The organism is Bacillus sp. AFS002410 (assembly GCF_002556365.1).
Classification (GTDB): domain Bacteria; phylum Bacillota; class Bacilli; order Bacillales; family Bacillaceae_G; genus Gottfriedia.
Map to the genome: position 1 here is coordinate 402,498 of NZ_NUEU01000001.1, position 24,962 is coordinate 427,459.

Here is a 24,962-nt window from a genome sequence, read left to right on the forward strand (position 1 = left end):
ATTAATTTTCCTTGTGGCTTTTAGTTATATCTTTTGTTCTCTAGTCATTTAATGAATAACGCAATTTCATTTGTGCAGAACCTAAACCTACCATGTTTCCTAAGAGCTTTAATGTATTATTTAGAGAAAGCTCGGCCATTTGTTCATTAGCGCCTTCTAAATAGGTAAGGATATCTTTTCGATTGATAGCCTCTTGATCTGTTCTTATCTGGATTGCACGACAAGCAGCAACAGTGTTTTGTTCAAAACTAGCCTCAAGGTCACTGTATAAGTCATAATTAGCGTCTCCGATAAGCGCAATTGTTCTACTTAACCAATAGATCGTATTAGGATCAAAAGTTTCTGTCGTATTATGATAACAAGCAGGTGTGGTGGAAACATTCGCATAAAAAGGAATCATAGCATTGAACGTATTAGGACCAAAAGCTAGCCAATGAACGCCTGCGATTTCTGCCGGCACATCATTTCGAATTTGCAAAATATGTGTTCCTTGGTTTCGATTGATTCCAATAGGACGAAATAAGTGTTTTTCAGCTTCATTCCCTTTTCCATAAGGATCAAATTGAGTGTTTTGAAAATGTGAACTTAATGTCCACTTGATATCTTCTACAGAAATTTTGCGGTTCGCATGACAAATAAAAGGTAAGTCATGGTCTGAAGGTGATTTCTCAATCTCTGGATTGAAGTATTTTTGGATATACCAAGCTCTAGGGTTATTATATCGAGTGTCTTTAATTGTAGCACTACCAAAAATATGTCGTAAATTTACTTGATTAAAATCAGGATTTAAATGATATTTTTCAATAAGTTCTGGTAAATCGGTTGAATATAGAGTGTCTTTAGAATCAAAGTCAAAATGATCAATATTCAAACGATTTGGTGCAATAACGTAAGCGTCATCTGGAATTCGTACTGCTGCCCAATGATGTCCTCCAATTGTTTCTAAATACCAAATTTCATCTTTGTCAGCAAAAGCAATACCATTTGACTCATATGTTCCATATCTTTCTAATAATTCTCCTAAACGAATTACACCTTCTTTAGCAGAATGAATATAAGGTAAAACAATTGTCAGAATGTCAGCCTCTCCAATTCCGCTTTTTACTAATGGATCAATCCCCAAAATACGAGCATTCGTAGTAATCGTTTCAGTAGCAGTCATTGCGACGTTATTACTATTGATACCACCACCTGCCCAAATTCCATAGGCATCGTTAGCATCTGGAGTTGACGTGTAACGTAGTGGATTGTCAGGTAGTGGTATCTCCACACCACTAACAACTGAATGGAAGACTTTCGGTTGGTCTTCTGGATTAATCACTACAAATTTTTGTGGGTTTAATGATTCACCACTTCCATCTTCATTTCGTGCAATTAAGGTAGAGCCATCAATAGATGCGTTTTTACCAACCAAGATAGTAGTACATGATCCAATTTTCCTTTTCATTTTGCATTCCTCATTTTTTTCTTATTTTAAGGTACAGTATAGAAACTAGTTAACTCATTTCACAGAAATTTCCGTTCTCATTAAAATAGATAAGTAGTTTATTGATCTATTTAAAATCATTTTTTACGGACAATTGAAATAAATCCTTTACGGTCATCATAAAAATCATCCTAATTCATAAAAGATAATCTGATTATAAAGTATTTATTTATTAAAACATACTTCTAGAGCTAACTAGCAGGATATTTCAAGAAGGAATCTAATTTATTTACGTTGAATTAGTTACAAATTGCATTTATAGACCGAGTTAGTAACTGGCCAATAATTAATGCAATTTCAAAGGAGCGAGGAAGATAAAATGAATCAATCCTATTTTTATTTAAAGCTTGAAACACATCAATTGGATATGTCTTATAAAAATGAAAAACGTCGTGTACGTGTTTTATTGCCGAAAAATTATGATAAAGATGAGGCTGAAAATTATCCAGTTGTCTATTTTCATGATGGACAAAATATTTTCTACAGTAGCGAATCTTATAGCGGTTATTCATGGAAAGTTATTCCGGCAATTAAATTAAACCCTGATTTACCTAAGATGATTGTTGTTGGGATTGATAACGCTGAAAATGATCGAATTAATGAATATACGCCTTGGAAAATTACTGAAAGTCCACTTCCTGAAGATATTGAATTAGGCGGAAAAGGCGTGGAGTTTGCTAAGTTCGTCATGACAGTCGTGAAGCCGTTTATCGATCAGCAATATCGAACTAAATCGGATAAATATCATACAGCGATGATTGGCAGTTCACTTGGAGGAAATATTTCGTCTTTTATGGGGATTGAATATAAAAATCAAATTGGTTGTCTAGGCATTTTTTCTTTAGCCAATTGGATTACAAGTAAAGACTTTGACAGTTATATTGCTAGTGAAGAGTTGGATCCCGATCAACGCGTGTACATTCAAGTTGGGACCCAAGAAGGCGATGATACCGATCGGAAATTGATGTATGGCAATATGAAACAAGCATATATCGATTGTTCGCTTAAGTATTATAAACAACTAATGAAAGGTTCTGTTCCGATTGATAATATTTGTTTAAATATTTTTGCGGATGAAGAACATGATGAAAAAGCTTGGGCAAAACACTTGCCAGAATGTTTACGTTTCTTAAGTGAAAAGTGGTCTTGAATGAACTTGTACCTTAGTTGTGAAATATGAATTAATTTTTTATATAGCGAGAGGAGCTTTTTAATGAATTATATTTTGATATCACCTTTTTATCCAAGTAATTTTCAGGCATTTGCTCATCGATTAAAAGACGAAGGGGTCAATGTTTTAGGAATTGGCGAAGAGTTATATGACCAATTAGGTTCCGAATTACAAAACTCTCTAACAGAATATTATCGTGTGAATAATTTAGAAGATATAGATGAAGTGAAACGTGCTGTTGCATTTTTATTTCATAAACATGGACCAATTGATCGTATTGAATCAAATAACGAATATTGGCTAGAACTTGATGCGCAGTTACGTGAGCAATTTAATGTGTATGGGAATAAAACGAGTGACTTGAAAAAAGTTAAATATAAATCTGAAATGAAGAAGCTGTTTAAAAAAGCAGGTGTGCCTGTTGTAGATGGAAAAATCGTTAAAACTAAAAAGGATTTATCTAAAGCCATTGATCAATTAGGTTTGCCAGTTATTGCTAAACCAGATAATGGAGTTGGAACAGCTGCAACCTTTAAATTATGTTCAGAAGAGGCTGTACGTCAATTTGAAGAAGAATGGAGCGAAGAACAGGTCTACTTCTTAGAACCTTATGTCGAAGGTGGCGTACTTTGTACATTTGATGGTTTAGTGGATCAGAAAGGGAATATTGTTTTCCAAACAAGCTTTACATATAATGTGCCAACTCTGGAACTTGTTAAGGATCAGTTGGATTTAGCTTACGTGATTCAAAAAGAAATTGATCCAAAGCTTGAGATTTATGGAAAGGAGATTGTGGAAGCTTTTGGGATGAAAGAACGCTTTTTCCATATTGAGTTTTTTAAATTAGAAGATGGAAGTTATGTTGCACTTGAATATAATAACCGCTTAGCTGGCGGCTACACGATCGATATGTACAATTTCGCGTACTCAATCGATTTATTTGCTCAGTATGCCTCTATTGTGACTGGAGGAGAATTTAAGGAGCCAGATGCTGAAAACCAGTTTTGTATAGGTGTAACACAGCGCGATGCCTATGAATATAAACATGATACGGATGCTATTTATGAACGATTTGGTGACCGTGTGAAGTTTGAACAGCGAATACCAGAAGCATTTGCCCACCTTCAAGGAAATCAATTTTATGCGATTAATGCAGATTCCCAGGAAGAAGTCGATGACATTATCGGTTTTGTACATGAACGAACAAAAAACAACCTTGTAAACGTATAGAGATAGGAGATTTTTCGATGCATATTGAACAGTTAACCCATTGGAGTGGCGAATTAGGACGTGAAATGCCGATGAACAGATATGGATACAGTGGCATGCCAATCTTAGTTTTTCCTTCTTCCGGAGGGACGCATTTTGAATACAATAATTTTGGAATGATTGATGTATGTCAGGAATTTATTGAATCCGGAAAAGTTCAGTTTTTTACATTGGCTAGTGTTGATAGCGAAAGTTGGCTACACGACTCAAAATCGGTGCATGACCGTGCATTAGCTCATGAAGCGTATGACCGTTATGTGATTTCAGAAGCAATTCCATTTATTAAACATAAAACAGATTGGTTTGATCCAATGATGACAACAGGTTGTAGTATGGGGGCATATCATGCGTTGAACTTTTTCTTAAGACATCCGGATGTCTTCCAAACAACCGTTGCACTTAGCGGTGTTTACGATGTGCGTTTCTTTTTTGGGGATTACGGAAATGATCCACTTGTATATGAAAATTCACCGAGTGATTACATATGGCATCAAAATGACGGCTGGTTTATTGATCGATATCGTTCAGCAGATATCATTATTTGTACCGGTCGGGGGGATTGGGAACAGGATGGTCTGCCCTCATACCTTACATTAAAAGAAGCCTTTGAAGAAAAACAAATTAAAGCATGGTTTGATGAGTGGGGCGAAGATGTTTCACATGATTGGGTGTGGTGGCGACGCCAAATGCCTTATTATTTAGGGGAATTATTTAAATAAATTTCGAACACACATCAGTACAGTTGGCTTACTGGTCGGCTTCGATAAATAAAATGAGGATGTCCCAAAAGTGTGCAAGGGGCATCCTCTTTTTTATATTTATAAGAGATTGTCTAAAATAATACTAAATCACTTTGAAAAGCACATTAGTCATCTGCTAACTCAATTCCATTTTTAAACCTAGTTTTGATTAACTGGAGAAATTCCTTTGTAATATTTGAAAGTTCTTTTTTTGCTAATCTAATATAACCTAATGAAATATGTTCAGCTTCATAATCGCTAATTTCAAGTGGAACAATTTCTCCGTTTAAAACATAAGGATCAGTACGCATCAATCCTGGTGCGAATGAAATTGCTAAACCTTCAGCTACTGATTTTTTAATAATTTCTGGATTGTTGGAAGTAAGTAGTATATTCATAGGTTGATGCTGTATGAAAAAATTGTTTGTAAATCGTAAAATGTTTTCATCATTATATAAAACTAGAGAATAATTTATTAGATCATTAGGTGTTACTTTTTTAAGGTGAAGCAAAGGTGAGTTTTGCCCAACATATACTTTCATTTTTTTCTCTAGTAAGACTTCGAAAATCAATTTTTCATTTTTAGGGATTGTATTCTGATATGCCTGAATTAATCCAAACTCAATTTTATTTTGGAGAACATCATTTATGATTTCTAATGGTTTTTTTTCTGAAATTTCAATATTAACATTCGGATAAGTCTTATTGTACGATAACACTAAATATAACAACTGAGTCATCCAAATTGGAGTAGCTGACAATTGCCAATTACATGAAATAGATGAATTTAATATACCTGCTGCTTCTAGTAATTCTTGATATTTCATTAAGACTTCATTTGCCTTGTTAATAATTATCTTTCCTTTTTCTGTTGGTATAACACCAAAACGAGTGCGTTTAAATATTTCGATCCCTAACTCGTCTTCGATCCTAGCAATTGACTGACTAATCCCTGACTGGCTAGAATGTAAATTTTGTGAAGCTAAAGAGATTGATTCAGTTTTTGCCACCTCAATTAGATGCTCTAACTTTCCAATTTGCATTGTAAAACCCCCTCTATTAATATCACAAAAACTGATATCACTATTAAAAAGTCCATCTTTTCTTACGTTTTATCAGAGTTATATAATAAATTTATAAAAATTCATAATATTATGTAAATTTAGTTTGTGCTCTGATATGTAGCGTCTTTTGTTCAGTTTAGTAAGTCGAAATGAAAAAATGTCGTTTAATGTTCGAAAAAATGAATATTGACAATTAAAAGTATACTGTAATTTATTTACTAGTTCCATTAGAAAATTTAATAATGGTTTCATTTAAAATTTAAATAAAATTAAATTTCAAAAGGAGGAACAAGTCTATTAACATTGTAAATGTGTTAGAAGTAAATTCACGTAGGCATCCTGAAAAAGAAGCAATCATTTATCAAAATCGAAAGTATACGTATGATGAATTTAATAAGAAAATCAATCAACTGGCACATGGTTTAAAAGACAGAGGGGTTTCCAAGGGTGATAAAGTTGCTCTGATGATGAAAAATTCCGATTACTTTGCTTTAGCATATTACGCTTGTGCAAAAATTGGAGCAGTGCTTGTTCCAATAAACTTCCGTTTACGATCTAAAGAACTAAACTATATTATTACAAATTCAGATACTAAACATATTATTGCCGATACTGATTTTGAAGAGGTAATTCTACAAGCAGTTGGAAACCAAGTCCAATTACAAAATCTCTTTTCTGTACCGCATGCAGGTAACGAGGCTTTCCAATCTGTAGCAACTATATTTTCACCTAATCATGAGAATCCAGAAATTGAGATTTTAGGTACAGATGATTTACATATAATGTACACGTCTGGAACAACTGGTTTTCCGAAGGGGGCTTTATTTGATCATAATCGTGTTAAAGACGTGGCCATAATCTTGAATAGTTCACTGGGCTATCATTACCAGGAAAGACTCATGAACTTTTTACCATTATTTCATGGCGCAGCTTTATTAATTAGTATGATCAGTGGATTTTATATAGGTGGTACATTGGTGATTTACAGGGATTTTAATCCGAAAGAAATATTAACTGATATCGGAAAATACAAAATTACTAGTTTTATAGCAGTACCTACGATGTATGATGCTTTCTTACAAATACCTAAACAAGATGATTTTGATTTATCCACTATGGAAAAATACTTGTATGGAGCTGCACCGATGTCTGAGGATCTTGTAAGAAAATGCTTAGACTATTTTGGGTCCAATCAATTTTATAGTTTATGTGGTCAAACTGAAACTGGACCAACAGGTATCATGTTATATCCGAAAGACCATGAGAAATATGCGGGTATGACTGGGAAAGAAGCATTGGCATATACAAGCGTTGATATTGTGAACGAACAGGGACATTCAACAAAGCCAGGCGAAATAGGGGAGTTAATTATAAAGGCACCTACCGTTATGAAGGAATACTATAAGAATCCGATCGCAACAGCGGAAACGATACGAGATGGTTGGTTATATTCTGGAGATTTAGCTGTTAGAGATGAAGGGAACTATATTAAGTTAGTAGATCGAAAGAAAGATCTAATCATCTCCGGTGGAGAGAATGTTTATTCAATTGAAGTAGAAAATGTTCTAGCAATGCATCCAAGCATTGTAGACGTAGCAGTAATTGGAACACCAGATCAAAAGTGGGGAGAACTAGTAACTGCAGTTGTTGTACTGAAAGCGGGAGAGCAAATAAGCGAAAAAGAAATAGTCGAATTTACAAGAGAACACTTGGCTGGATATAAAGTTCCGAAAAAAGTGATTTTTACAGAAAGTTTACCTAGAAATGCCTCTGGTAAACTGACGAAATATCAGCTTAGAGAAATGATCAGTGGGGTCTCGACCGCATTTTAAGAAAATAGTAAAAGATTACTAGCAATTAATTGAAATGATATTTGAGTAGTTTATAAGTTTTTTTTGAACTATCAAGAAACCATTAATTATATAAAGGGAGGATTATTCAAATGTATGAACTAAAGCGGAATCTTCAAAATGTGTTTGAATTGCAAAAGCGTCACCAGCATGTCGTTAAACAAACGACTGCTCAAGAACGAAAGGAAAAGTTGGAAAAATTAAAAGCTGCCATTCTTGGTAAAGTCCCGGAATTAATTGATGCAATGCAACAAGATTTCGGTAAGCCTTCTTTTGAAGTTGTTGCATTAGAAGTAATGACTGTGATTGGAGATCTAGATAACATAATTAAAAATCTGGATCAATGGATGGAGCCAGTCGAAGTTGTGTCTTCTAGTGTTGGAGCAAAAGCAAAGATTATTTCAGAGCCTAAAGGTCAATGCCTTATTTTTTCAGCGTGGAATTTTCCATTCATGTTATTATTCTCACCATTAGCAGCTGCGGTTGGTGCAGGGAATGTTTGTACCTTAAAACCGTCTGAAATAACTCCTGCTACAAGCAGTATTGCAGCCCAAATCGTAAGCGAAGTATTCGATGAATCAGAGGTTGTGATTATCGAAGGCGGAGTTGACGTTGCCAAGACATTGCTTGAGCTTCCATTTAATCATATTTTCTTTACTGGTAGTACAAATGTGGGACGAGAAGTCATGCAGGCAGCTGGAAAACATCTTGCATCCGTTACACTTGAATTAGGTGGGAAGTGTCCAGTAGTGATTGATGAAAATGTTGATTTAGAGAAAATTGTTCCTCGAATCGCATTCGGAAAATTTTTAAATGCTGGACAAGTTTGTTTAACTCCTGACCATGTTTGGATTAAGGAAAGTCGAAAAGAAGAATTTGTTCGTAAAATGGAGGAGTATATTCAACAGAGTTATTACGAACAAGGAAATCTTAATAAGGCAGATTTGTCAAAGATTGTTAATAAAAGGAATCTTAATCGCTTACAAGGATTAGTAGAGGATGCTGTTTTAAAAGGAGCATCAATTCAATGTGGTGGCATTACCGATGGACAAACGTTCCATCCAACTGTATTGACGGATGTGCCTCTTGACTCAAAAATCATGGAAGAAGAAATTTTTGGTCCAATTTTGCCTGTACTAGTTTATAAGAATTTGGATGAAGTGATTGACCAAATTAATTCTAGACCTAAGCCTCTGGCTCTTTACGTTTTCAGTGAGAATCAGCATGTGGTTGACACAATACTTTCTAGAACCTCATCGGGTGGTGCAACGGTGAATGATGTAATCCAACATTGCATGGAACATAATCTGCCTTTTGGTGGAGTAAATGAAAGTGGAATTGGTAGATATCATGGAATTTTTGGCTTTAAGGAATTCTCCCACGAACGAGGAGTTCTTTACCAAGCTCCAGTAGGAACGAACCCAATGGAGAACTTTGCACATGCACCATATAAAGGAAAACTAGAAATGCTTTTACAGCAAATGACATAAACGACCTTTTCTCAAAAATTTATTTCATAAATAGGAAGAGTTTGAAAAAAATGTAAGCGTTTAACATGCGGATTAAGATAGCAGTGAAATGAGGTAAAAAGGAGTGAAACATGAAATGAGTCATACTACAATCACTGAAAAAATACCGAAAAAAAGTAAAAAAGGTTTACCTGTAATTGATTGCGATATTCATGAAATGTTACCAAAATATACCGATCTTTTCCCATATCTAGATGAGCAATGGAGAAGATATATTGTTCCAGGTATGTGGTCGCCACTTGGATTACCTTACGGTTGGCCAACTCCTGGGGGAGTTGCAATGGTAGAAGCATTGCCTGAAAATGGTGCTCCGCCGTGTTCGGATTTGGGATTATTAAAGGAGCAGTTATTAGATAAATATAATATAAAATATGGCATACTCACAGGGTCATTTTGGCCATCAGATGTAAATACGCAGCCGCACCTCAAAAATGCACTGGCAACAGCCTATAACGATTGGCAAATTGATAAATGGCTCAACCAAGATGCGCGTTTGCGGGGATCTATTCAAATTAATGCGAATGATCCAATAGCTGCAGCAAAGGAAATTGAACGATTAGGGAATCACCCTCAAATGATTCAAGTCTTGATTACCGTTTTTCCAGATGAAATGGGTAAGCCGTTTTATCATCCAATCTATGAAGCTGCTGAAAGAAATGGATTGCCGATTGGCTTCCATTTATCAGGTGCAACAAAGTCGGTGCTAGGCTATAATCAATATTTTATGGATTGGTATACGACTCGAGTACAGAACTACCAAAGTATAATGTCCAATATGATTGTTCAAGGGGTTTTTGAGAAGTTTCCTAAGCTAAAAATTATGTTAATTGAAGGTGGCTTTTCTTGGGCTGTTCCATTAATGTGGAGGCTCGATATGACGTACCGTTCATTCCGTAGAGAGGTGCCGTGGCTTAAACGGTTACCGAGTGAATATGTTCGTGAACATTTTCGATTTACTTCACAGCCAATGGAAGATCCAGATCCAAAGAAAATGATGCAAATGATTGAGATGTTGGGCCCTGAAATGATTTGTTTCGCATCAGACTATCCACATTGGGACTTTGATGATCCGTATCACGCATTTCCAAGCGTGTTTCCAAAAGAATGGAAACAACGAATTCTGTATGATAATCCACGAGAATTTTATGGTTTAGATTCTGAGGGAAAGGTGTGACTTGAATTGTTGCATATTGTTGGTAAAACGAATGAGATGAAACCAGGTGAAATCAAAGAAATAAAAGTAGCAGGAAAGAGAATGGTATTATGTTGTACAGGCAATGCCATGTTTTCAGCGGTCAGCGCTTTATGTCCGCATCAGGCTGCCAATTTGGTTGACGTAAAACGTTTAGATGGAACGATTGAATGCTTACCGAATGGTAAAACCGGTTTTGTGAAATGTAATGAAATTATAAGATGCCCGAGACATGCTTATGAATGGGATGTGAAAACCGGTAAAGCTCTTTTTGAAACAGAGAGATTAAATATTAAATCGTACAATGTCGTTGTTGAAAAGGATCTTGTACTAGTAGAAGTTTAATAGATTAAAGGTAACAATGAGTCAGTGTAGGAGGAAATAACGAATTGCTAAAACACGTAAAAAATTATACTATCGATATCTACCTTAATAATTTCTAAAAACCTTACAAAACTGACTTAATTGTTATAAATTTTTAGATGATTTTCAACTATTTTATTAATCTTGTAGCTCCTTTATTGTAGGGAGAATAAAAATAACCTGCTCAATCATGATCTACTAAAGTGGACGGAGCAGGTTATTTTCTCCTTAGACGTAATTGCAAATTTTTATGGTGAATATATTTTATGAAAGGTAGGAGCTTACATGAAACATTGGACGAAATGGGTTATTTTACTCGCGCTGTTTATTTTGGCAATTATTAATTTTACCGATAAATCAATTACCGGTTTAGCCGGAGTTCATATTATGAAGGATTTGAATCTAACATACACGCAGTTTGGAATTGTTGGAAGCAGTTTTTTTTGGTTGTTTTCAATAGCTGGAATAATTGGTTCTTCTTTATCAGACCGTTTTGGAACCGGAAAAGTACTGGCTTTATTAGCGATTATTTGGACAATCTCACAGTCTATGATGTTGCTTGTATCAAGTATGCCACTTCTTTTAGTGAGTAGAGTATTACTTGGAGCAGGTGAAGGGCCGTTCAATGCAACAGCAGTAAGTCATATTAGTAAATGGTTTAAACCCGAGTCACGTGGATTTGCACTTTCAATTCTAAATTTTGGTAACGTTGTAGGATTTGCAGTTTCAGCTCCAATTGTATTATTTCTAATTTCGAAATTCGGTTGGAAACAAGCATTTTTTGTTTCAGGTATAGTTAGTTTTGCTTGGTTGATTTGTTGGCTTTTTCTGGTGCAAAAAAAATCAACTGAATCAATTGATGAAAGATTGAGTAAACAGGAAAACAAACAAGAAATAAATAGAAAAGATTTATGGAAAGCTTTAAAATCTCCTATTTTTATTTTTACAACGTTAACGGCATTTATTACTTATGGATATGTTGTATTTGGATTTACCTTTAATCCCGCATACTTAATGAAAGTGAAGGGAATGTCAGAACAACAGGTAGGTAAAGTAATTGCCATTGCTGGATTAATCGGAGCCATTCTTTCAGTTGTACTTGCAATCGTTTCGGATCGTATTTTCAAAAAAACGCAAAATATGTGGAAGTCTCGAACACTATTTTCTGCTGCCGGCGTGATTATTTCAGGACTTATGCTCTTTTTATATCCTCTGGTGAATGGAAAGATCTCTATTATCATTATTCTTTCTATTGTGAATACATTAGTCGCTACAAATACTACACTTAATGCAACAGTGGTAATAAGTTTATTCCCACAGCGTAAAGGTGTAATGACAGGAGCTTATTACGGAATATTGACTTCAGCAGGCATAGTTGCTCCAATCGTTTTTGGAAGGCTCATTGAATCCGCTGGTACTAATCCAGCTGCTGGTTTTAACTCGTCTATTTTTGGAACGTCAATAGCTATGGTAATTTCAGCATGTTTCATTCTGTTTTTTGGAAAGCAAAAACATTCAGTTTCAACAGAAAGTGATAGTAAGTTAGTAAATATATAAGTCATAGAATGCGTGGGTGACCTAAGTGGTAATACTGAAGAGTGCAATGTTAAATTCGTTTAAATAAAATCAGTACTTCAAGCAGGAAATAGAGGTATGAATATGAATAACGCATTGGAAAAGCAGAAAGAAACCATTGATTCCAAATATATACAACAGCATTTAGCAAATGAAAGAACGTATCTTGCTTGGGTAAGAACAAGTATAACGATTATGGGAGTAGGCTTTTTAATTACTAATCTTCACTTTTCTACGATAACCTCTAATGCAAAAATGGATGATGCCTTATCAAAGATCATTGGATTATCTTCAATTATTGCAGGAATATTTGCCTTAATCATTTCAACGATCAGTTATTTTATAAAAGGAAATGATATTAATAATCAAACATTTAAATTTTCCAGGATTTTGGTTGTTTATTTATCGGTCGCTTTAAGTCTTATTTTCATTATTTTTGGTGCTTATTATTTAGATGTATGGGGATTGTTTTAAACAACTTTCTTCTATATATAAAGAATCTTGTATAAAAGTTTAAAGGGAAACAGTTTATATGGTGTAGGCTGAAAAAGACTATAAAAAAATTGGCCAACCAGTAATTTAACTGACCGACCTTATAATACGAACGTATGCATATGTGAAGATCCCGAGCTGCCTATTTGTTGCATTTTTTATAGCAATAAATGGGCAGCTTAGTTTAATACCCCCTCGATTCAGCTAACTTTCATGGGTTCTTTATTTTTAGAGGGGTGGCTAGTGTTTGAAGTAGACTCTTTATTCAGAGCTAACAATAATATCATACCAATGATACAAGCTGTACCAACCCACTGGAAAAAACCAAAAGGTTCTTTTAACCAAAAGACCGTGGTTAAAACAGCGGCTAGTGGCTCAACGCTTCCTAGAAGACTTGATTCTTTAGGTGGCAGACTTTGTAAACTTTTAATATAGAACCAAAATGCAAGCATCGTACCAAATATGATAATAAAGACTAAATATAAAAAGGCCTCAATTGTTAAGCTTTTATAGTCCATTTGCCAAGGGGGATGGATAAAACTTAATACAAAACCCCCGATAATCATAGCCCATCCGACAATGACAAGTGAATCGAATTGTTTCAGTAATGGGACCGCAAATAAAGTGTAAAATGCTAAAGCTACTCCAGATAAAACACCCCAAGCTATTGCAATTGTTGGGACAGATAATTGAGAGATTGAGCCGTTTGTTAATAAGAAAAAACAACCAACTAAAGCTAGAGAAACAGTGAAAAAATCTCTTCGTGTTATAGCAGTTTGTTTACGGAGAATTAAATATACGATAATCATAACAGGTGCTAAATACTGCAATAGCGTTGCAACTGCAGCATTTCCATGTTCAATGGAAGCCATGTAAGTGTATTGAACGGCAAGCATTCCCAGTACTCCGAAGATAATTAATTGAATTGCAGTTCTTCCATTTTTCCAAACCCTAAGGATTTGGGAACGGTCTTTTCCAAAAAATTGAACAGTTAAGAGTAAGATTCCAGCTATGAGCAAACGGATTGTAACTAGCCAATCTACATCGATTTGATACTGCTGAAAAAGCTTTTTTGCCACTGTACCACCAATCCCCCAAAAAACTCCCCCCGTGATTACAAGTAATATTCCCTTTCGTCTATTCATGATTGATCCTCCATCTTGAAATATAAAAATAGTGTTATAATATTTTAAATGATAAGTGGAAAACCTTTGAAATAATACTCAAATTGAATGAAAAAGTGTAAGGATATTGAGGTGGATACAGGAAAATGCAAATTAAAGATTTTATGGTGGACCAAAGTTTTAAAGAATTAACTGAACACCGTACCGTAGTTTTACCAATTGCTTGTTACGAAACAACGATTAACCAAAACATAAATGGTTATATTCCACTTCATTGGCATGATGAATTTCAATTTGTTTTCGTTGTACATGGAGAAGCCATTTTTCAAATAAATGAAGACATTATTTTTGTTCAAGAGGGCGAGGGTGTATTTATAAATAGTGGTTGTCTGCATATGGCAAAAGATAAAAACAATTCAGACTGTGCCTATATATGTATAAATGTTTCTCCAAGTTTCGTTTTATCTCAAGAACTTTATACAACTTATGTAAAGCCTTATTTCCAAGCGACTAATTTACCTTATTTATTCTTAGATCCAAAGGAACTTTGGGCGAATACCATTTTGAACTATATTTTGAAAATTAAACAGTTGATCAAACAAAATTCACCATTCTATGAAATCGACGTCAGCCTATTTCTTACATTAATTTGGAAGAACCTAATTATAAATGGAATTGAATTAGAGTACGAACAGACAGTAGTAGTCAAGAGTAATCGCATGAAGCAGATGATAAACTGGATACACACACATTATAATGAAAAAATACTTTTAGATGATATCGCAAGAGCTGGTCAATTAAGTCGATCTGAGTGCTGTCGATATTTCAAACGAATTTTAAAGACAACACCTTTGAACTATGTAACCGTTTATCGAATTCAAAAAAGTTTAATATTACTACAACAGCCAGAATCTAATGTCACTGATGTTGCCTATCAAGTGGGGTTTAACAGTACAAGCTATTTTATTGATAAATTCCGGAAGTCGATGAAGATGACACCATTGGCATACAAAAAACAAAAAATTAGATCTCTATAAAAAACAGTCCATCGAATCTAAAAGATTTGATGGACTATTTTTTATAATTTTTATAACGAGAATATGTGAGTTGTTTCGTTAACTTATATATATTTTCCAGGATTTTGGTTGTTTATTTATCGGTCGCTTTAAGTGTTCGTAAAATAATGAGAATCTGAAAATTACATATTCAAGTAGGGATCATGAGTATGAGAAAGAGCAAAAATCTGAAAAATAGTTACTCATAAAGGGTTCATGAGTAAGTAAAAAGGCAATAATCTGAAATTTAGCAAAAAAAAATAGACATTGATGATTATTATATTGTATACATATAAATTTAATGCCCATTAAATATTAATGGGCATTAAAATTTAATATTAATTAATTTTTAATGCTACTAAAAATTTAACGATAATAAAATGTATAAAAGGGGGGAATAAGTTGGAAGGAAAGAACGAATATATTGAAAGAATTCAATTTGCACTTCAGGCTTCTATCCAAACGATGCAGCCTAAGTTAATAGATACTTTGGAGCACCATGGCGTTACAGCTACACAATTTCATTTACTAATTTACTTACGAAACCATAAAAGATGCAAAATGTCCGAAATCGTAGAATTCTTGGAAGTTAAACCTAGCGCGGTATCTTTTATGATCGACCGTCTAGAAAATAACAACATAGTTTATAGAGAGAATGATAAAAAAGATAGACGTGTTGTAAATATTTTGTTAACAGAAGAAGGGATAAAAAAGATAGATTTAGTGATTCAGGATCGAAAAGTAATGTTTGAAAATATTCTGCTCAATTTTGAAGAAGATGAGCTTTTACAATTTGTAAAGATTACTGAGAAGATTGCAACTATAGCAGCTGAACTATAGTTAATATCTCCAGGTCTCGTTTTGTAAGATTAGAAGAATAATTGTAAATGAAGTGATTCCTGTAATTTTAAGAATAGTTTGAAACATATTAGAATGTTGGACTTTATTCGTCTAAAAGATAATACAAATTAATATACGTAATCGAGGTGACTTAATATTAAAACTTATGTTGTGACAGGTGGCTCTGGCTTTATAGGTTCGCATATTTGTGAACAACTAATAAAGAAAGGGAATAGGGTTATTAATATTGACAGCTTCACAAGCTTTTATGATTACAAAATAAAGATTAAAAATGTTCTTGAAAGCACTCAAATGGATGTGAATTTTGAGTTTCTTAATAAAACAGAAGATTTGAATCGTTTAGTTAAAATAGTTGATCAACCTAATTATCGTTTATGTTTGGTTGATATTAGAGATTATGGTAACTTAGGTACTGTTTTTCAGGAGGAAACGATTGATTGTGTAATTCACTTAGCTGGGTATGCTGGTGTAAGACCATCTCTAGAGGATCCAAAGATTTATATCGATGTTAATATTCAAGGAACACTAACACTTTTAGAATTAATGAAAGAGTATAATGTCAAAAAATTAATTTTTGCATCATCTTCTTCTGTATATGGAAATAATAAAACTGTACCTTTTTCAGAAAATGATAATGTAGATTTTGCTATTTCACCATATGCAGCAACAAAGAAAAGTGGTGAAGTGATTTGTCATACATATCATCATCTATATGGGATCGATATGATGCTTCTTAGATTTTTCACAGTTTATGGTGAAAGGCAACGACCTGATCTTGCAATTCATAAATTTACGAAATTTATCGACGAAGGAAAGCCCATTCCTTTTTATGGAGATGGTCAATCAGAAAGGGATTATACGTATATTGGAGATATTATAGATGGAATGGAAAAGTCTTTACTATATTTAGAAGAACATAGTCATGTTTATGAAATTATTAATTTAGGTGAGAGTACGACAATAACCCTAAAACAAATGGTCTTTACAATTGAGAATATATTAGGTAAAAAGGCTACTTTAGAAAAACTACCTACTCAACCAGGTGATGTTCAAAAAACGTATGCTGATATTTCGAAGGCAAAGAGATTAATTAGTTATAAGCCGAATACTAATTTTGAGGATGGTATTAAGCAATTTATTAAATGGTATAGGAGGGATAAATATGACTAAATTATCTGTTGTAGCACCAATTTATAATGAAGAAGAAAATATAAAAAATCTTTATCAATCGATCACAAATGCAGTAAAAGACAAAATAAAAGAATATGAAATTATACTAGTTGATGATGGTAGTAAAGATAATAGTGCAAATTTACTTGAGCAATTGTCAAAAGCAGATTCACATGTCAAGCCTATCTATTTCGAAAAAAATTGTGGTCAGACTGCTGCACTATGGGCTGGGATGAGGGAAGCTAAAGGAGAGTATATTTCATTAATTGATGCAGATCTACAAACGGATCCTCACGATATACTCACTTTAATGCCATATATGAAGGAATATGATTTCGCAAACGGGATGAGGTTAAAGCGTCAAGATACGTATATTAAAAAGATCTCTTCTCGGATTGGAAATGGTGTTAGAAATAAGTTAACTAACGACATAATCTATGATACTGGTTGTCCGATGAAACTAATGAAACGAGAGGTTGCCCACAGTTTATATTTACATGAAGGGATGCATCGGTTTTTACCAACTTTAGCTAAAATGAATGGTTTCAATGTGATTGAGGTCGAAGTTAGCCACAGACAAAGAGAATATGGAGTATCAAAGTATGGAGTTTTTAATAGAGCTTTTGTAGGGCTAATGGATGCAGTTGTTATAGGCTGGCTAAAAAAACGAGTGATTCAATATAAAATTAAGTCATAAGATTGTTATCTGATTCTACTTTACTTTTTAATGAAAGCAGATAAAAGAAAGAGATAGGAGAGGGTTTCATCAAATGACTATATCAACTAGAGATTTACTTTGGATTACTTTTGGATTTATTGGTCAGGCCTTATTTTCCTTACGATTTTTAACTCAATGGTTAGCTAGTGAAAAGGCTAAAAAGACAATAATTCCTTTTTCATTTTGGGTATATAGTATTCTAGGATCAATAATTCTTTCGATTTATGCTATTTATCGTAAAGACCCTGTATTTATTCTCGGTCAACTCCCTAGTGTATTTGTATATATACGCAATGTAATGATCTATCGTGGGAATAATAAAAAGAATGAAGAGAATAAAACATCAACTCTTAGTGGTTAAAAAATTCTTCGATTAGGTTGTCAGAACAATCTTTATTATTTTGATCATTACAATGAGAACATCTTTTTATAGATGAAATGCGTTTTGGAGTATTAATACTTTTTGTGAAAATCTGAATAAGACTATTAGTTCTGTATTCATAACTAGAATGTTATTTAGATCATTATTTTAAAAGATAAGGGTGAATAATACATGGAAATTGCCGTTGTCGGAACTGGATACGTTGGCTTGGTAACGGGGGTTTGTCTAGCGGAAAAAGGACATACAGTTTCTTGTATCGATACGGATGATCGAAAAGTAGCCTTATTGAAGTCAGGCGTGTCTCCTTTTTATGAACCTTATTTAGAAGATTTAATGCGAAAGAATATGGAGAGGTTATGCTTTACAACAAATCATAAACAAGCTTTTAAAGATGCGGATGTTATATTTATTGGAGTAGGAACTCCAGAAAATCTAGATGGTTCTGTCAATTTAACTTACATTTACGAAGCGGTTATCCAAATAGCTATGTTTGTTGAAAAAGACTGTATAGTGGTAATTAAATCAACGGTACCTGTTGGAACAAATGATCTGATTGAGGAATTAATAAAATCTAATAAAAAGAATAATGTTACGATAAGAATTGCTTCAAATCCAGAGTTTTTGTCTCAAGGTACAGCCGTTCTTGATACATTAAATCCTGCTAGAATCGTTATTGGGGTAGAAGAGAAAGTTGTAGAAGATATCTTAAGGGAAGTATATATCGATTTTGATTCTGCCATCATCGTTACAAATCGCAAAAGTGCTGAGATGATTAAATATGCTTCAAATAATTTTTTGGCTTTAAAAGTTTCATATATTAATGAAATAGCAAATCTTTGTGAATTCACAGGAGCAAATATTGATGAAGTTGCTTATGGGATTGGCTTGGACAGTCGTATAGGTAATAAGTTCTTAAACGCTGGAATAGGATACGGTGGATCTTGTTTTCCAAAAGATACAAAAGCACTATACCGGGAAGCTAATTCTTATCAATATGAGTTGAAAACTGTTAAAGCTGCTATAGATGTAAATGAAAATCAAAAACTAATATTACTAAATAAATCAAGAAAGTATTTTGATAGCTTAAAAGGTTTAGAAGTTGCGGTACTTGGGCTTACATTTAAACCTAATACGGATGATTTAAGAGAGTCTCCATCGCTAATGAATATTCCTATTATGATTGAAGAAGGAGCGAAAGTAAGAGCTTGGGATCCTGTTGGAGTAGAAAATTTTCAAAAATTATATCCTGAACACATAAATTATTACAGTACCATTGAAGAAACAATTAGAGGAGCAGATATTTGTTTTATCCTTACTGAGTGGGATGAAGTGAAAAAATTTGATCTATTAAACTATATGAAATTAATGCGAAATCCAATTATTCTTGATGGAAGAAACTGTTATGATCTTAATAATGCTAAGAAAGCTAACATCATTTATGATTCGATTGGGAGACAGAAAATTTCGCCATTTAAATATGATTTTATAAACGATTTCAAACAAGTATTGAATAACTAAATGAATTATTACTATAGTTCACAAGTGTCTAGTAAACATATAGAGTCCTGGGTACAGATGACAAACTAAAAAAAGGAGTGGCTTAGAGTCTACTCCTTTTAATCATTTTTTGGAAATCTAGTTGAGCGGATTAAAGGGACAACAAAATCATTCTAACCATTATTTGATTTAACTCATTTTGGGTTTATACGACAGATCTATAAGTTTTTGTATACTAACCAACATATTGTTGGAAATTGATTATTGAACAGGAACGGATAACATTATAAAATTTTAAAGTAATTAAAAGGAAATTAAAAGATGGCCATATTGCCCAAGTAATGAGTTGGGAATATATGGTCGATGATAAATTGCTATTCCATTTACATTTAACTTAAATGGAATTTTATTGTGTTCAAGAAAATAATGGAGATGATTTTAAAAATAGAAAATGTGGAAATATCATTCTATTTAATATGACGACTTGAATGAATAGAAACAATTTATGATTTTACAATTAAACGTGAAAGGAGAACCTAAATGCAACTTCAAATTTATCAGTGGATATCATTTCAACAATTACAACATTTCGTAGCTGTACATAAAAACTTAGGTGTTCTGATTGCGTTATTGATTCCATTTGCTGATTCGTTTTTGGGAATTATTCCACTTGGGGCAATATGCGCTGCAAACGTCAACGCGTTCGGATTTTGGACAGGATTTTTAGCAACCTATGTTGGTAGTGTTTTAGGCACAACTGGAATGTACTTCTTATTAAAAATGACTGGCGCAAGATGGCTAGAGCGTTTTATTCAAAAGAAAAAGAAAGGGAACTCTGGTATGAACTGGTTAAATGACAGTGGATTTGGTCCAGTGTTTCTCTGGTTTTGCATCCCGTTTTGCCCATCTTTCATAACGAATATTTTTGCATCCATGTCTAAAATCAGACCTCGTATCTATATATTTGGATTCGCAATGGGGAAACTTGTTGCATTATTGCTCATTAGTTTTGTTGGTCAAGATTTAGATGATTTCTTCAAAGAACCTCTTGAGTCAATTCTAGTTTTGGTAGCTATATTTTTATTATGGTTTGTTGGTAAAAAAGTTGAAAAGAAATTTACGATTCAGAGAGAGAAAATGCACTTATAATAGTAGAAAACCACTGGGAACATTTCAGTGGTTTTCTTATTTTAATTATAAATTATAGCTCTTAAAAAACTCCGTTGAACGCTTGATATATGATCTAATTACTCTTTCACAAACAACTTTTCTCTCGCTTGCTCAGCTGCTTCAACCATCACCTTTAATGCTGAAACCGTTTCATCAATACCTCGCGTTTTCAAACCGCAATCAGGATTAATCCAGAACAGCTTCGGATTGATTACTTGAAGGGCACGATCAATATTTCTTGTGAGTTCTTCAACCTTTGGGACACGAGGACTATGAATATCATATACGCCAAGGCCGATCCCTTTATCGTATGTATTTTCTTCAAAAGCAAAAATTAGCTCACCGTGACTTCTTGATGTTTCAATCGAAATAACGTCAGCATCGAGCGCATTAATTGCATCGATAATATCTTCGAAGTTTGAGTAGCACATATGAGTATGAATTTGTGTATCGTTTTGTACAGAAGCTGTTGCAAGTTTAAATGCATAAACAGCAACTTTCAGATAGCTTTCCCAGTTTTCGCGTTTTAATGGTAGCCCTTCACGAATTGCTGGTTCATCGACTTGAATCATACGAATTCCGTTTTTCTCAAGTGTTTCAACTTCTGTTCTAAGCGCAAGTGCAATTTGATTTGCAACATCGTAACGTGAAATATCATCTCGTACAAATGACCAGTTTAAAATTGTTATTGGACCTGTTAACATGCCTTTAACAGGCTTGGTTGTTAATGATTGGGCATACACGGATTCTTTAACGGTCATTGGTTCTAGATAAGACACATCACCATAAATAAGTGGCGGTTTTACGCAACGAGAGCCATATGACTGTACCCAACCAAATTTTGTGAATTGGAAACCAGCTAATTTTTCTCCAAAATATTCAACCATATCAGTTCGTTCAAATTCACCATGTACAAACACATCTAAGCCAAGTTCTTCTTGAATCGTAATCCATCTTTTGATTTCAGCATTAATATACTCTTCATATTGTGCATTCGTTAATTCACCTTTACGCCATTTTGAACGCTGACCTCTTACTTCCTGTGTTTGAGGGAAGCTACCAATTGTTGTAGTTGGTAGAAGCGGTAATTGGAAAGACTTTTCTTGAATGGCTTGACGAACTTTATAGGATTCTTCACGCTCCACACTATACGTATGCAAGTTTTGAATGGCTTTCTGAACTTGTTTATTGTTTCGAACGGATGATTCATTTAATGCTTGAATTGCATTTGTACTTGCTTCAATTTCTGCTTGAATCGAAGCTTTCCCATCTTGTAAACCTTTTGCTAATACAAAAATTTCATTTAATTTTTCATCAGCAAACGATAGAGCATCCTTTAGCACATCATCAATTGTACTTTCATTTTTCGCTGTTACAGGAGAATGTAATAAGCTTGATGAAGGTTGGACAATAAGCTGATCCTTTGAAACGAACTCAGTGATTTCTTCAAGAAGGGCATATTTATGATCAAGATTTGCACGCCATATGTTACGTCCGTCAATCACTCCAGCAGCAAGTACTTTATCTTTTGGGAAACCATATTTTTTAATGGCAGCAAGGTTTCGACCGTTATCATAAATAAAATCAAGACCAATTCCTTGAACAGGGAGTGAAACTACTTCTTCGTAGAAATCAACGCTTTCAAAATAAGTTTGAAGTATCACATTCACATTAGGTGCTGCTTCATGCAATGTTTCATATATATCGTTAAATAATGCAACATCTTCTTTTGAAATAGATGTAGATAAGATTGGTTCATCTATTTGAACCCACTCCACACCTTCTGTTTGTAGTTCTCGTAATAGATCGGCATAAAGCGGTACAAATTGATTTACAATCGTTTTAAACTCAGTTTCTTTATATCCTTTAGACAGTTTTACAAATGTTACTGGCCCCAAGATAACTGGTTTCCCTTCAATACCAAGCTTTTGTTTAGCCTCTTTATAAAATTGTAGTGGACGGTTATCGACAAGAGTAGGTGCTACTTCTCCCAATTCTGGAACAATATAGTGATAGTTTGTGTTAAACCATTTTGTCATTTCAGATGCAACTGCACTTTTTGAACCGCGTGCTATTTCAAAATAAGTTTCAAGTGTTACTTTTCCTCTAGCATATTCAAAGCGCTTAGGTACAAGACCGAACATTACAGCTGTGTCGAGAACATGGTCATACAAGCTAAAATCACCTACTGGAATTAAGTCAATACCTTGATTTTTTTGCTTTTGAAGATGCTGCAAACGAATCGCTTCAATTTGCTTTAAAAAATCTTCTTTTTCTAGTTTACCTGCCCAAAATTGTTCAAGTGCTTTTTTCCATTCGCGCTTTTCACCAATTCTTGGATAACCTAAATTTGAACTTTTTACACTGTTTACCATTCTTATACACTCCTTATATGATTGATTTTGTATTTTCTTCCCAACAAAAAAGTCTCCCTTTTCAAATAGAAAAGAGAGACTCATACGCATAACTAACTAGAGTTGAGACATTGCTGATCCCAAATCACGTATTCCTCACTCCCCCCTATACATCCGTAGGTACAAGCGCATACAATAGGCAGGTCTCCTGACTTAGGATCAAACGCTTCTTATCCCTTCCCATTTCAGTATGAAACAGTGGTTGATTGATAAGTCGCTCCCCAATACAGTGGCGGGACCGTGTCGGATTCTAACCGACTTCCCTTTTAAGCTGTGGAAATAATTCTTAACAGCACCTTATGCATTTTTATGAAATTTTTATTAAGAAATTAATTGAAGATGTAATCTAACAATCCTTCAAAACGACAAAAGCCCTCGCTACTTTAAAAGTGAGAGGGCTACAAAATTTATGGTATCCTCTCTTATTTTCCAAAGCAATTTGCTTTGCAGGAATTAGCACCTTTTCAACAAAAAACGTTGAATGGTTGCCGGGCATCATCGGGCCAGTCCCTCCGCCACTCTCAATAAGAGTTTAATAATTTATAATGTTTTGAATTAATTGTCATGATAGCATGATAAACATAGTCTGTCAAAATAAAATAAAAAAGTTCGCTACCGAAAAGTTTAAAAAAGAGGGAATGTATATTTTGTATAGATAGATAATACATTAGAAGCAATCCAGAACACGGTTAGATTCAGTGGTCTAAGTAATTTTATTTGATCTAGTTCTTAACTAAAAATTTTTTTTGATCAACTTTACAATCCGACTACTCGGTGATACAATATACCTGTACTTAGCAATACTGAATACCAGTAATGCTAAATAGTTAAATTTTTTTTAAAAAAAGGTTCACATTTCTTCTACTTAGTAATACTATATACTATTACTAAGTAATACGGAGTATCAGTCGCACTAGATAGCTGAAAAAGAGTTCATATAAAAATGAACAGTGAAATCATTGATCTTTAGGCTATTTAGATTTTCTATTGACCAGTACTAAGTATTACTGAATATCTGTATCACTAATTAGTAAAAAGGTGTGTTTTGTGCTCAGCTAATTGTGTTTAAATTAATAGACCTAAAAATTATTTCACGAAAGTAAAAAGGAGGTGTACGCTATGGAAAATTTAACAGAAATGCTCAAAGGTTCATTGGAAGGTTGTGTACTTGAAATCATCAGTCGCGGTGATACTTACGGCTACGAAATTACTCGTCTTCTTAATGACTTAGGATTCACTGAAGTTGTCGAAGGTACAGTCTACACCATTTTAATCCGGCTGGAAAAGAAAGAGTTGGTAAATATCGAGAAAAAACGATCTGAAATGGGACCGCCTCGTAAGTTTTATTCATTAAACGAAGCAGGGAGTGAGGAATTACAACAATTTTGGAAAAGATGGAATTTTGTTTCATCAAAAATCAATATCCTAAAGGGGGAGCGATAGTATGAAAAAATTTATTGAGTTAATCATTGGCGATATAGAAAGCAAAAAAGAATATAAAGCATTTATGAAAAAGGTAAATTCTCTACCAAAAGATTACGCATTTGTGTTCAAAAAGATTCAAAAGTACATGTGGAATTTCGGTTATGGTTTTGGTGAAGAAATCATCAATCTTTATGAACTATTTGAGGCTAGTTCAGCAGAAGGAAAGCATGTGCTTGATGTAACCGGTGAAGACGTAGCGGCATTTGCCGACGAATTGATGGCTCTCTCTAAAATTGGTGGAGAATCAGCGAGTTTTTTCGGAGGTAAGGTAGAGTTGGAAAAAGATATTGAGAGTAGAGTCGAACAGCAAGTAAAGATATGGACGAATAAAAAATAAAAGTAGGGGGCTAAAAAA

Annotated in this window: 22 protein-coding genes and 2 riboswitches; of the genes, 18 read left to right on the forward strand and 4 right to left on the reverse strand. The window is 33.9% G+C overall.

Annotated elements, in window-relative coordinates; all coding sequences use genetic code 11:
- Nucleotides 1-40 precede the first annotated feature (40 nt).
- Complete coding sequence (locus CN692_RS01780) at nt 41-1,447, reverse strand: C69 family dipeptidase (protein WP_098117285.1); 1,407 nt, start codon at nt 1,445-1,447, stop codon at nt 41-43.
- Nucleotides 1,448-1,805: 358 nt separating this feature from the next.
- Between CN692_RS01780 and CN692_RS01785 the strand changes: the two genes are divergently transcribed.
- From CN692_RS01785 to CN692_RS01795, 3 genes are all read left to right on the forward strand, one after another.
- On the forward strand, nt 1,806-2,636 hold the full coding sequence (locus CN692_RS01785; RefSeq protein ID WP_098117286.1) for an alpha/beta hydrolase: 831 nt from the start codon (nt 1,806-1,808) through the stop codon (nt 2,634-2,636).
- A gap of 63 nt (nt 2,637-2,699) precedes the next feature.
- Nucleotides 2,700-3,887 carry an ATP-grasp domain-containing protein gene (locus CN692_RS01790; protein WP_098117287.1) on the forward strand — a complete coding sequence of 396 codons (1,188 nt, stop codon included), beginning with the start codon at nt 2,700-2,702 and terminating at the stop codon, nt 3,885-3,887.
- Between the two features lie 17 nt (nt 3,888-3,904).
- On the forward strand, nt 3,905-4,645 hold the full coding sequence (locus CN692_RS01795; RefSeq protein WP_098117288.1) for an esterase family protein: 741 nt from the start codon (nt 3,905-3,907) through the stop codon (nt 4,643-4,645).
- Nucleotides 4,646-4,791: 146 nt separating this feature from the next.
- Here CN692_RS01795 and CN692_RS01800 read toward each other — a convergent pair whose 3' ends face one another.
- Nucleotides 4,792-5,709 (reverse strand): LysR family transcriptional regulator, encoded by a 918-nt coding sequence (locus CN692_RS01800; protein WP_098117289.1) that lies wholly within the window; start codon nt 5,707-5,709, stop codon nt 4,792-4,794.
- 317 nt (nt 5,710-6,026) lie between these two features.
- Here CN692_RS01800 and CN692_RS01805 point away from each other — a divergent pair, with 317 nt between their 5' ends.
- The 6 genes from CN692_RS01805 to CN692_RS01830 all read left to right on the forward strand — a co-directional run bounded on the left by CN692_RS01805 (nt 6,027) and on the right by CN692_RS01830 (nt 12,713).
- Nucleotides 6,027-7,562, forward strand: coding sequence for a class I adenylate-forming enzyme family protein (locus tag CN692_RS01805; RefSeq protein WP_098117290.1), 1,536 nt, complete (start codon nt 6,027-6,029; stop codon nt 7,560-7,562).
- Nucleotides 7,563-7,672: 110 nt separating this feature from the next.
- Nucleotides 7,673-9,070 (forward strand): aldehyde dehydrogenase family protein, encoded by a 1,398-nt coding sequence (locus CN692_RS01810; protein WP_098117291.1) that lies wholly within the window; start codon nt 7,673-7,675, stop codon nt 9,068-9,070.
- A 115-nt stretch (nt 9,071-9,185) separates the two neighbouring features.
- Nucleotides 9,186-10,283, forward strand: coding sequence for an amidohydrolase family protein (locus CN692_RS01815; protein ID WP_098117292.1), 1,098 nt, complete (start codon nt 9,186-9,188; stop codon nt 10,281-10,283).
- 6 nt (nt 10,284-10,289) lie between these two features.
- Nucleotides 10,290-10,646, forward strand: coding sequence for a Rieske (2Fe-2S) protein (locus CN692_RS01820; RefSeq protein WP_098117293.1), 357 nt, complete (start codon nt 10,290-10,292; stop codon nt 10,644-10,646).
- A gap of 303 nt (nt 10,647-10,949) precedes the next feature.
- A complete protein-coding gene (locus tag CN692_RS01825) occupies nt 10,950-12,221 on the forward strand; it encodes an MFS transporter (protein WP_098117294.1) in 1,272 nt (423 codons plus the stop codon).
- A gap of 102 nt (nt 12,222-12,323) precedes the next feature.
- Nucleotides 12,324-12,713, forward strand: a complete 390-nt coding sequence (locus tag CN692_RS01830) for a YidH family protein (RefSeq protein ID WP_098117295.1) — start codon at nt 12,324-12,326, stop codon at nt 12,711-12,713.
- Nucleotides 12,714-12,931: 218 nt separating this feature from the next.
- Here the strand turns inward: CN692_RS01830 and CN692_RS01835 are convergent, their stop codons facing one another.
- Nucleotides 12,932-13,876: an EamA family transporter gene (locus CN692_RS01835; RefSeq protein WP_098117296.1), complete on the reverse strand. Its 945-nt coding sequence runs from the start codon at nt 13,874-13,876 to the stop codon at nt 12,932-12,934.
- Nucleotides 13,877-14,001: 125 nt separating this feature from the next.
- Here CN692_RS01835 and CN692_RS01840 point away from each other — a divergent pair, with 125 nt between their 5' ends.
- The 7 genes from CN692_RS01840 (at nt 14,002) to CN692_RS01870 (ending at nt 20,687) form a co-directional block, all read left to right on the forward strand.
- Nucleotides 14,002-14,892 carry an AraC family transcriptional regulator gene (locus CN692_RS01840; RefSeq protein WP_098117297.1) on the forward strand — a complete coding sequence of 297 codons (891 nt, stop codon included), beginning with the start codon at nt 14,002-14,004 and terminating at the stop codon, nt 14,890-14,892.
- 420 nt (nt 14,893-15,312) lie between these two features.
- Nucleotides 15,313-15,750 (forward strand): MarR family winged helix-turn-helix transcriptional regulator, encoded by a 438-nt coding sequence (locus tag CN692_RS01845; RefSeq protein ID WP_098117298.1) that lies wholly within the window; start codon nt 15,313-15,315, stop codon nt 15,748-15,750.
- A gap of 171 nt (nt 15,751-15,921) precedes the next feature.
- The gene (locus tag CN692_RS01850; protein WP_257143953.1) at nt 15,922-16,941 is read left to right on the forward strand and encodes a GDP-mannose 4,6-dehydratase; all 1,020 of its coding nucleotides are present in this window, start codon (nt 15,922-15,924) and stop codon (nt 16,939-16,941) included.
- Nucleotides 16,934-17,638 carry a glycosyltransferase family 2 protein gene (locus tag CN692_RS01855; RefSeq protein ID WP_098117300.1) on the forward strand — a complete coding sequence of 235 codons (705 nt, stop codon included), beginning with the start codon at nt 16,934-16,936 and terminating at the stop codon, nt 17,636-17,638. Before CN692_RS01850 ends, CN692_RS01855 begins: the two co-directional genes overlap by 8 nt.
- 73 nt (nt 17,639-17,711) lie before the next feature.
- Nucleotides 17,712-18,020: a lipid-A-disaccharide synthase N-terminal domain-containing protein gene (locus CN692_RS01860; protein ID WP_098117301.1), complete on the forward strand. Its 309-nt coding sequence runs from the start codon at nt 17,712-17,714 to the stop codon at nt 18,018-18,020.
- 192 nt (nt 18,021-18,212) lie between these two features.
- Nucleotides 18,213-19,559 carry a UDP-glucose dehydrogenase family protein gene (locus CN692_RS01865; protein ID WP_098117302.1) on the forward strand — a complete coding sequence of 449 codons (1,347 nt, stop codon included), beginning with the start codon at nt 18,213-18,215 and terminating at the stop codon, nt 19,557-19,559.
- 519 nt (nt 19,560-20,078) lie between these two features.
- On the forward strand, nt 20,079-20,687 hold the full coding sequence (locus tag CN692_RS01870; protein ID WP_098117303.1) for a TVP38/TMEM64 family protein: 609 nt from the start codon (nt 20,079-20,081) through the stop codon (nt 20,685-20,687).
- A 98-nt stretch (nt 20,688-20,785) separates the two neighbouring features.
- Here the strand turns inward: CN692_RS01870 and metE are convergent, their stop codons facing one another.
- Complete coding sequence (metE, locus tag CN692_RS01875; protein WP_098117304.1) at nt 20,786-23,083, reverse strand: 5-methyltetrahydropteroyltriglutamate--homocysteine S-methyltransferase; 2,298 nt, start codon at nt 23,081-23,083, stop codon at nt 20,786-20,788.
- A 160-nt stretch (nt 23,084-23,243) separates the two neighbouring features.
- Nucleotides 23,244-23,437, reverse strand: a riboswitch (cobalamin riboswitch).
- 104 nt (nt 23,438-23,541) lie between these two features.
- Nucleotides 23,542-23,653, reverse strand: a riboswitch (SAM riboswitch).
- Between the two features lie 588 nt (nt 23,654-24,241).
- Between metE and CN692_RS01880 the strand changes: the two genes are divergently transcribed.
- Nucleotides 24,242-24,565, forward strand: coding sequence for a PadR family transcriptional regulator (locus CN692_RS01880; protein ID WP_098117305.1), 324 nt, complete (start codon nt 24,242-24,244; stop codon nt 24,563-24,565).
- A gap of 1 nt (nt 24,566) precedes the next feature.
- On the forward strand, nt 24,567-24,944 hold the full coding sequence (locus tag CN692_RS01885; protein ID WP_098117306.1) for a DUF1048 domain-containing protein: 378 nt from the start codon (nt 24,567-24,569) through the stop codon (nt 24,942-24,944).
- Nucleotides 24,945-24,962 lie beyond the last annotated feature (18 nt).

Bases quoted from the DNA above. Each gene is read 5' to 3' on its own strand.
- CN692_RS01780 (WP_098117285.1), bottom strand. From the start codon at position 1,447: ATGAAAAGGAAAATTGGATCATGTACTACTATCTTGGTTGGTAAAAAC.
- CN692_RS01785 (WP_098117286.1), top strand. From the start codon at position 1,806: ATGAATCAATCCTATTTTTATTTAAAGCTTGAAACACATCAATTGGAT.
- CN692_RS01790 (WP_098117287.1), top strand. From the start codon at position 2,700: ATGAATTATATTTTGATATCACCTTTTTATCCAAGTAATTTTCAGGCA.
- CN692_RS01795 (WP_098117288.1), top strand. From the start codon at position 3,905: ATGCATATTGAACAGTTAACCCATTGGAGTGGCGAATTAGGACGTGAA.
- CN692_RS01800 (WP_098117289.1), bottom strand. From the start codon at position 5,709: ATGCAAATTGGAAAGTTAGAGCATCTAATTGAGGTGGCAAAAACTGAA.
- CN692_RS01810 (WP_098117291.1), top strand. From the start codon at position 7,673: ATGTATGAACTAAAGCGGAATCTTCAAAATGTGTTTGAATTGCAAAAG.
- CN692_RS01815 (WP_098117292.1), top strand. From the start codon at position 9,186: ATGAGTCATACTACAATCACTGAAAAAATACCGAAAAAAAGTAAAAAA.
- CN692_RS01825 (WP_098117294.1), top strand. From the start codon at position 10,950: ATGAAACATTGGACGAAATGGGTTATTTTACTCGCGCTGTTTATTTTG.
- CN692_RS01830 (WP_098117295.1), top strand. From the start codon at position 12,324: ATGAATAACGCATTGGAAAAGCAGAAAGAAACCATTGATTCCAAATAT.
- CN692_RS01835 (WP_098117296.1), bottom strand. From the start codon at position 13,876: ATGAATAGACGAAAGGGAATATTACTTGTAATCACGGGGGGAGTTTTT.
- CN692_RS01840 (WP_098117297.1), top strand. From the start codon at position 14,002: ATGCAAATTAAAGATTTTATGGTGGACCAAAGTTTTAAAGAATTAACT.
- CN692_RS01855 (WP_098117300.1), top strand. From the start codon at position 16,934: ATGACTAAATTATCTGTTGTAGCACCAATTTATAATGAAGAAGAAAAT.
- CN692_RS01860 (WP_098117301.1), top strand. From the start codon at position 17,712: ATGACTATATCAACTAGAGATTTACTTTGGATTACTTTTGGATTTATT.
- CN692_RS01865 (WP_098117302.1), top strand. From the start codon at position 18,213: ATGGAAATTGCCGTTGTCGGAACTGGATACGTTGGCTTGGTAACGGGG.
- CN692_RS01870 (WP_098117303.1), top strand. From the start codon at position 20,079: ATGCAACTTCAAATTTATCAGTGGATATCATTTCAACAATTACAACAT.
- metE (WP_098117304.1), bottom strand. From the start codon at position 23,083: ATGGTAAACAGTGTAAAAAGTTCAAATTTAGGTTATCCAAGAATTGGT.
- CN692_RS01880 (WP_098117305.1), top strand. From the start codon at position 24,242: ATGGAAAATTTAACAGAAATGCTCAAAGGTTCATTGGAAGGTTGTGTA.
- CN692_RS01885 (WP_098117306.1), top strand. From the start codon at position 24,567: ATGAAAAAATTTATTGAGTTAATCATTGGCGATATAGAAAGCAAAAAA.